Origin of the sequence: uncultured Novosphingobium sp., from assembly GCF_964277725.1 — a bacterium.
GTDB lineage: Bacteria > Pseudomonadota > Alphaproteobacteria > Sphingomonadales > Sphingomonadaceae > Novosphingobium > Novosphingobium fluoreni.
Map to the genome: position 1 here is coordinate 1 of NZ_CAXYKL010000097.1, position 7,136 is coordinate 7,136.

Here is a 7,136-nt window from a genome sequence, read left to right on the forward strand (position 1 = left end):
TTTCGGATGCCCCGGCGCATATGGCGCGGCACCACATCCTGGCGATGGCATCCTCAAGCGCGCCGCTGTCCCGCTATTTCGTGGTCCACTGGCAGTGGATCGCCAACCTGGGGGAGGATATCCCAGCCGTATTTCTGGCTCACTGGCTGGGCGGAGATTTGGCGACCCGGCTGGTTTCAGCGGCCATCGCTCCCCTGACGATCGCCGGCATTCTCGCCCTCTCGCGCGCCGCGCATGGCCGGGTGACGGCCAGTGCGATGCTGGCGACGCCCCTGGCGCTCAACCAGGCGTGGATGTTCGGCTTTCTGAACTACTGCCTGGGCATCGCGCTCGCCTTGCTGACCGCCTCGTGGCTATTTTCCCGGCAGCGTGAACGCCTGCCCGAGCAAGCGATATTGGGTATCGCCGCGCTGGTGGTCTGGACCGCGCACATGGCTGCCTGGGCCACGCTGTTGCTTCTGGCAGCTGCCAACGAACTGGCGCGGCTGCGCTCGATGAATGATCTTTGGCCGGCAATCCGCCGCAATCTCCCGCTGCTTCTCCCAATGATCCCGCTGTTGATATGGCGCGCGCATTCGCACGGCGAGAATGTCACCTGGATCTACGAAGACCTGGTGCGCAACAAGATGACCGTCTTTGCCGGTTCGCTGCGCGGCACTTGGATGAAGCTGGATCTCGCATTGATCGGGACGATGGTGTTGACCGCCTTCCTGGCTCTGCGCTGGGCCGGGCGGCAGCGACAGGTGGAGCCCCGGCTGCTGATCGCCGCGCTGCTGCTCGCGGTCGCAGCACTGGCTGCCCCGCTTTACCTGCTCAACTCCTGGGGCACCGACGTGCGCACCGCGCCAATTGCGATCATGCTCTTCGTGATGGCCGTCCGCCCGGCAATCGACCCGCGCAAGGAACGCCTGATATGTCTTATCGGGTTGAGCCTGTTTCTGGTGCGGCTGGGGAGCGTCACTTGGGCATGGGCGTCGCGCAGCGCTGAGTTGGAGCAGCGCCTGACGATGCTGGATGTCGTGCCTCAAGGCGGAAAACTGGGCTATGTTTACGTGCGTGACAGTTGCGACGGCTGGGCGCTCTCTCCGGATGAGAAGCTGGCAAGCTACGCGGTCACGCGCCGCGATGCCTTCGTCAACACACTCTTCATGGTCGACAATGCCAGGTTGCTGACGATCCGCGACCCAGAGTTTCAGGCGCGTTGGACCAGTGATTCTCAGCGTGTCACTTTGAAGTGCCCGGAAGATCGGGTGGATGCCGTGCAACTTCGGGAGCGGCTGCAGGCGATGCGTCAGGATGGCTTCGACGCCATCTGGGTATCGGGCGTGCCTGCTGGCGAATTGCCGCCCGTGCCCGGCTATCGCGCCGCGCGCCATTTCCCCAAACAGACGATGCTGGTGCGAACGCGATAAGCGCTTTTTAGGCGCCGCACCGTTTTCACCGGAACTACCTCGATAAAACACACGATGACCCCTTCCCAAACTCACTTCCAAGATATATCTTGAGTCGCATTAGAGATATTAGGAACATCATGCGACATCATCATCCCTTCCACGGCATGGCGCGCGGCGAACGCGATTATGGCCATTTCCATGCATCTCCCTTTAGCGGCCGAGGCGGCCCATCGGATCGTTCGTTCGGTGGAGAGGGCGGCTTTCAAGGGGGGCATCGCGGCGGCCCACGCGGTGGGCGCCGCCGTCGGTTGTTTGACCAAGCCGAGTTGCAGACCATCCTTCTGGCCTTGCTCGCCGAGCAGCCACGCCATGGTTACGACCTGATCCGGGCCATCAAGGAATTGACCGGGGGCGAATATGCGCCAAGTCCGGGCATCGTCTATCCGGCGCTGACCTTCATGGAAGAGCAGAACCTGATCGCTCCGGCCGAGGCGGAAAATACACGCAAATCCTACACCCTGACCCCCGAAGGTCAGCAGCGCGTCGCCTATGACGCCGAGGTCATAAAGGCCCTGCGCGCGCGGCTGGCCTCGCTGGCCGAAGCGCGGGAAAAGGCTGCCCCCGCACCGGTCCGTCGCGCCATGCATTCGCTTAAGAGCGCGCTGCTGGATCGCCTGTCGCAGGACGGAGCAGGGCGGGAAACCGTCCTCGCCATTGCCGACATCATCGACGAGGCGACCCGCAAGATCGAAAGGATCGAACCGTGATCGTAGAGGCGCATGTCCCCACCAAGAGCGGGGCGAAGTACGTGCAGCAATTGTGCAAGCACTGGTCGCACAAGCTCCCGGTTTCGCTGGAGGGCGAGAGCGGAGAGGTGACGTTCGAAACCGCGGTGGCCAGCATGGTTGCCGGACCGGACTCGATCCACGTCACTATCCAAGGCGAAGACCGCGCGGCGTTGGAGCGGCTGACGGGTGTGGTGGCCGAGCACCTCGACCGCTTCGCCTTTCGGGAAGCGCCGTTGGCATTCGAATGGAAATGGCGCGAGGGGTGAGTGGTTAGCCGACCGGTTCTGTTTTCCGGGGTTCGGTTTCCACGTCAGGAAGATCGGGTAACCGATTGGTAACAGTGGGATAAGGTATTTCGATACCCGCTGCATCGAGCGCATTCTTAACTGCGATCACCACCTCGCTGCGCGTCAGGCGCATGTCACGCGGGGTGGTGGTGGCCCACCACTGTACCAGGAAATCCACCGAGCTTTCGCCCAAGGTCCGCGCCAGTATGATAACCGGCCTGTCCTTGCTGACGTTGGGCAGCGCTTCCACCGCTTCACGCAGCACCCGCTGGGCGTCTTCCAGATCGCAATCGTAGCTTACGCCGACCATGATCTCGTCCCGGCGCACGACTTGGTCTGTGAGGATCTTGACCGGGTTCTTGAACAGAACCGAGTTCGGAACGATCGTCAACTCGTTGGAAAGTTGGCGGATATGTGTTTCGCGCAAGGTGATTCGCTCAACCTTGCCGGTGATCTCCTTGCATTCGATCAGGTCACCAATGCGCATCTTTTCGCGCAACATGATGAGGACGCCGGCGAGAAAGTTTTCGAAGATGTCCTGGAACGCAAAGCCGATAGCCAGCGCGCCGACGCCCAGGCCTGCAAATGCACCGGCAGGCGTAAAGCTGGGGATCGCCACGGTCAGCGCGATCACGATCCCGATCAGCCAGATCGCCAACCGGACGATGGTATCGAGCAGCTGCTTCAGATCCTCACGGATGTGAGTGCGCCCCGTGATCCGATCGGCGATACGGATCGCGAATTTCGCGACGACCCAGGTGGCCATGAGAATAAGCAGAGAGATGCCCAAGGTAGGCAGCATCTGGATGAAGGAGCGGATCATGCGCTCGATCTGATCGTGCAAGGTCTGGAGATAATTCACGAAACTGGGCGCGTCCTGTAAGCCGAATATCATCTCGGAACCGTCCCGCGTGGGGGAGGTTCCCTGCGGTGGCCGATGCAGACCCCTTGCAGCGCGGCGTCTTTCCCGCGAAAGAGCGCGCCATCATGACTGACACCGCACTGATCGACGCCGCTCTGAAGTCCAAGGCCTGGCCCTTCGAAGAGGCGCGCAAGCTGCTCAAGCGCTATCCGCAGGGCAAGGCTAACGGCGAAGCGGTGTTGTTCGAAACCGGCTATGGCCCCTCGGGCCTGCCGCATATCGGCACGTTCCAGGAAGTGTTGCGCACCACGCTTGTGCGTCGCGCCTACGAAGTGCTCACGGATGGCGCGCCCACGCGCCTCGTGGCATTTTCGGATGACATGGACGGTCTGCGCAAGGTGCCCGACAATGTGCCCAACGGCGATCTGCTCCGCGCTAACCTCAACAAGCCGCTGACGCGTATTCCCGATCCCTTCGGCACGCACGAGAGCTTCGGCCACCACAACAACGCCATGCTGCGCCAGTTCCTGGACCGGTTTGGCTTCGACTACGAATTCGTGTCCGCCAGCGATCGTTATAATTCCGGCGCGTTCGACCAGGCGCTGGCCAATGTGCTGACGCATTTCGACGCGATCATGGGCGTCATGCTGCCGACCCTGCGCGAGGAACGCCGCAAGACCTATTCCCCGGTATTGCCGGTATCGCCCACCACGGGAGAGGTGCTGCAAGTGCCTATCGAAGTGCTGGACGCCGCGTCCGGCATGATCGCCTTCGAGGATGACGGCCAACGGATCGAGCAGTCAATCTTCGGTGGCCAGGCCAAGCTGCAATGGAAGGTGGACTGGGCGATGCGCTGGGTCGCCCTTGGCGTCGACTATGAAATGTGCGGCAAGGATTTGACCGACTCGGTCACCCAGTCCGCCAAGATCGCGCAGATCCTGGGCGGGCGGCGGCCGGAAGGGCTGATCTACGAATTGTTCCTGGATGAAAACGGGGAGAAGATCTCCAAGTCCAAAGGCAACGGCCTCACGATTGAGCAGTGGCTGACGTATGGCACCGAGGAATCGCTGGGCTTCTACCTGTTCCGCGAACCCAAGAGCGCCAAGCAGCTGCACATCGGCGTCATCCCCAAGGCGGTGGACGAGTATTGGCAGTTCCGCGGTAATCTGGCGGCGCAGGAGCAGGACAAGCAACTGGGCAATCCGGTGTGGCACTTGCTGCGGGCCAACGGTGATGGCGCCGGGGCCGCGGCGCAGGGTGCAGGCGATACGCTGCCGGTAACTTTCGGCCTGCTGCTGAACCTTGTTGGCGTGCTGGGTGCCGATGCGACCGAGGATCAGGTCTGGTCGTACTTGGGCAACTATGTGTCCGAAGCGACGCCGGAAGCGCATCCTGAGCTGAAGGCGCTGGTTGCTGCCGCGCTGGCCACCAATCGCGACTATATCGCGCCCACGCTTCATCGCCGGGCTCCGCTGGCGAACGAGGCGGCGGCGCTGACGGCGCTTGACGAGGCACTGGCCGCCGCCGGTTCGAATGCCACGGCGGAGGAACTGCAGAACGCCGTCTATGAAATCGGCAAGCGCGAGGAATTCGCCTTCGACAACCTGCGGGATTGGTTCAAGGCGCTATACGAAACCTTGCTTGGCTCGTCTCAGGGGCCGCGAATGGGCAGCTTCATCGCGCTGTACGGCATTCCGGAAACCCGCAAGCTTATTGCCGAGGCGTTGGAGAGCAAGACCGATGCGCAAGGCACCCACGACAGCTGAGGATTTATGCATAGAGCTGCTCGGTCGTCGCCTGGATCAGGTGGACGCCGAGGAGCGGCGCGTGCTCGCCCGGATCGCCTCCGGCGAGATCGAGGATCTAGATGCGCAAGAGGAGGCCGCGCTTCACGCCACCCGGGGTCAGCGATTGGCCGACAAGGTGGCGGCGGTCGGAGGCAGCTGGGCCTTTATCATCGGTTTCGGAGTGGTGCTGGTCAGCTGGATGTTGATCAACAGCCGCATTCTGGAAGACTTCGGACTGCATCCCTTCGATGCCTACCCCTACATCTTCTTGAACCTGATGCTATCGATGCTGGCGGCGATCCAGGCGCCGGTGATCATGATGAGCCAGAATCGGCAGTCCCAGAAGGACCGCATCGCCGCGCGCCACGATTATGAGGTGAATTTGCGCACCCAGTTGGAGATCATCCGCCTGCATCGCCGGTTCGATCGTCTGCTGGATCGGCTCGACAAGCCCGACGGACACTCCTGACGACGCGATTTTTCGAAGCCGAAAGCCGAGTTTTCCTCAGGCCCCCCACCGGCGGGAGCGGAACCATTTCGTCACCACGTATTTCTCCCCGCGCTCGACCGGCAGCGCCGCGTGCATGGTGTTCCAGTTCACGGCGCCGTCGGGACCGTTGTTGTTCCATACCAGCAAGGCCCCGGCCTGCGGCGGGATCGTCACGCCGATCCGGGTAAAGGCGGTGACGCCCCCGGCTTCGACATCGTTGAGATAGACCATTGCGGTCCAGCTGCGTTGCCCACCTGTCTGCGCCTCGTGCTTCCAATACTCCTGATTGGTATCGAACCAGTCGCAATGCTCCTTGAACTGCTGGCCGGGGTGATAGCGCTGCCCCTGGACGCTTTCGCCCCAGGTCGGCTCGATGTTGGTCAGATCGTAGAGGCGTCGCTCAAGCGTTCGTACGACGGGGTCGGACGGATCGATATCGCCGGAATAGCTGGTGCGAAAATCCGGGTCGGCGGTGCGGGTGATGCGGGATGGCAGGGCAACCTCGTCGATCATCCGCATCAGATGGGCGCATTCGTGGGCGTCCAGAAAGTCGGCGAAGGCGAAGATTTCGGCGCTGTCCACCGGCACGCGATAGGCACCGGGGTCTTGCATCAGCCGTTTTCGCACGCGATCACCGACCAGGCGCAAGGCCTTGCGATCCGGCGTGGGCCTGGGGCCTTCCTCTTGGCGCGGCGGCGAAGACATCGCCTGCCACATTGCTTCCGCCACCGCATGGCTGACAAGCGATTCGGGGGATCAGGCGGTTCGAAAGATACGCTGCTTGTTCTTCGCGGCGCCCTGTTGCAGGTTGCGGCATGATCCATGAAACTGCCCCACGCTACAGCGGCGTCGCCATTGTGCTCCACTGGTTGATCGCACTGCTGATCGCCACGAATTTCATTCTGGTGTGGACGGCGGAAGACCTGCCCGAAGCGCAGCAGATGCAGCAGATCGCCTTGCACAAGTCGGTCGGTATCTCGGTACTGATCCTCAGCGTGATCCGCATTCTGTGGCGCATTGCTCATCGGCCGCCACCGTTGCAGTGCAACCTCCAACCGTGGGAGCGCGTGCTGGCGCGCGCCGTACACACGTTGTTTTATGTGGCGATGATCGGCATTCCGCTGGCCGGCTGGGCCATGGTTTCCGCGCGCGGCCCGGTCAGCGTGTTCGGGCTGTTCAGCATGCCGGCCCTGCCGGTGCCCACCACCAAGGCGGCGGGTGACACGTTCTTCGGCATCCATGAAAACCTGGCCACGCTGTTCCTGGTACTGGCAGGGCTTCACGTGCTGGGAGCGTTGAAGCACCAGTTCCTTGACCGGGACGGGACGCTGGGACGGATGATCCCGTTCCTCGGTCGCCCGCGGGCCTGACGGCTGCGGTCAGCCGGACGCTCGATCAGACAGCTGCGCTTTCGCTTTCACAGATGCCGGCGAGTTGCGCGGCGCAGGCGCTCCATCCCTCGGTGAAGCCCATCGTCTCGTGCTGCTTCATCGTCTCCTCGCTCCAGTGGCGGGCGCGCGCGGTGTAG

At 62.5% G+C, this 7,136-nt stretch carries 8 protein-coding genes; 6 read left to right on the forward strand and 2 right to left on the reverse strand.

Annotation, left to right across the window (positions count from 1 at the left end):
* The 3 genes from ACHWRX_RS05535 to ACHWRX_RS05545 all read left to right on the forward strand — a co-directional run.
* Positions 1 to 1,412 (forward strand): hypothetical protein (locus ACHWRX_RS05535; protein ID WP_394658397.1); only part of this gene is annotated, 1,412 nt, incomplete at its 5' end.
* Positions 1,413 to 1,531: 119 nt separating this feature from the next.
* Positions 1,532 to 2,161: a PadR family transcriptional regulator gene (locus ACHWRX_RS05540; protein ID WP_394658398.1), complete on the forward strand. Its 630-nt coding sequence runs from the start codon at positions 1,532 to 1,534 to the stop codon at positions 2,159 to 2,161.
* On the forward strand, positions 2,158 to 2,448 hold the full coding sequence (locus ACHWRX_RS05545; RefSeq protein ID WP_394658399.1) for a DUF2218 domain-containing protein: 291 nt from the start codon (positions 2,158 to 2,160) through the stop codon (positions 2,446 to 2,448). The genes ACHWRX_RS05540 and ACHWRX_RS05545 overlap by 4 nt, the downstream gene beginning before the upstream one ends.
* Positions 2,449 to 2,452: 4 nt before the next feature.
* Here ACHWRX_RS05545 and ACHWRX_RS05550 read toward each other — a convergent pair whose 3' ends face one another.
* Positions 2,453 to 3,364: a mechanosensitive ion channel family protein gene (locus tag ACHWRX_RS05550; RefSeq protein ID WP_394658400.1), complete on the reverse strand. Its 912-nt coding sequence runs from the start codon at positions 3,362 to 3,364 to the stop codon at positions 2,453 to 2,455.
* A gap of 92 nt (positions 3,365 to 3,456) precedes the next feature.
* On the opposite strand from ACHWRX_RS05550, the gene ACHWRX_RS05555 reads away from it, so the two are divergent.
* Positions 3,457 to 5,097 (forward strand): lysine--tRNA ligase, encoded by a 1,641-nt coding sequence (locus tag ACHWRX_RS05555; RefSeq protein ID WP_394658401.1) that lies wholly within the window; start codon positions 3,457 to 3,459, stop codon positions 5,095 to 5,097.
* Entirely contained in the window at positions 5,072 to 5,587 is a 516-nt protein-coding gene (locus tag ACHWRX_RS05560; RefSeq protein ID WP_058737875.1) for a DUF1003 domain-containing protein, read from the forward strand. The genes ACHWRX_RS05555 and ACHWRX_RS05560 overlap by 26 nt, the downstream gene beginning before the upstream one ends.
* A gap of 36 nt (positions 5,588 to 5,623) precedes the next feature.
* On the opposite strand, the gene ACHWRX_RS05565 is transcribed toward ACHWRX_RS05560, so the two are convergent.
* Positions 5,624 to 6,313: a prolyl hydroxylase family protein gene (locus tag ACHWRX_RS05565; protein WP_394658402.1), complete on the reverse strand. Its 690-nt coding sequence runs from the start codon at positions 6,311 to 6,313 to the stop codon at positions 5,624 to 5,626.
* Positions 6,314 to 6,423: 110 nt separating this feature from the next.
* Here ACHWRX_RS05565 and ACHWRX_RS05570 point away from each other — a divergent pair, with 110 nt between their 5' ends.
* Positions 6,424 to 6,978, forward strand: a complete 555-nt coding sequence (locus ACHWRX_RS05570; RefSeq protein ID WP_394658403.1) for a cytochrome b — start codon at positions 6,424 to 6,426, stop codon at positions 6,976 to 6,978.
* Positions 6,979 to 7,136 lie beyond the last annotated feature (158 nt).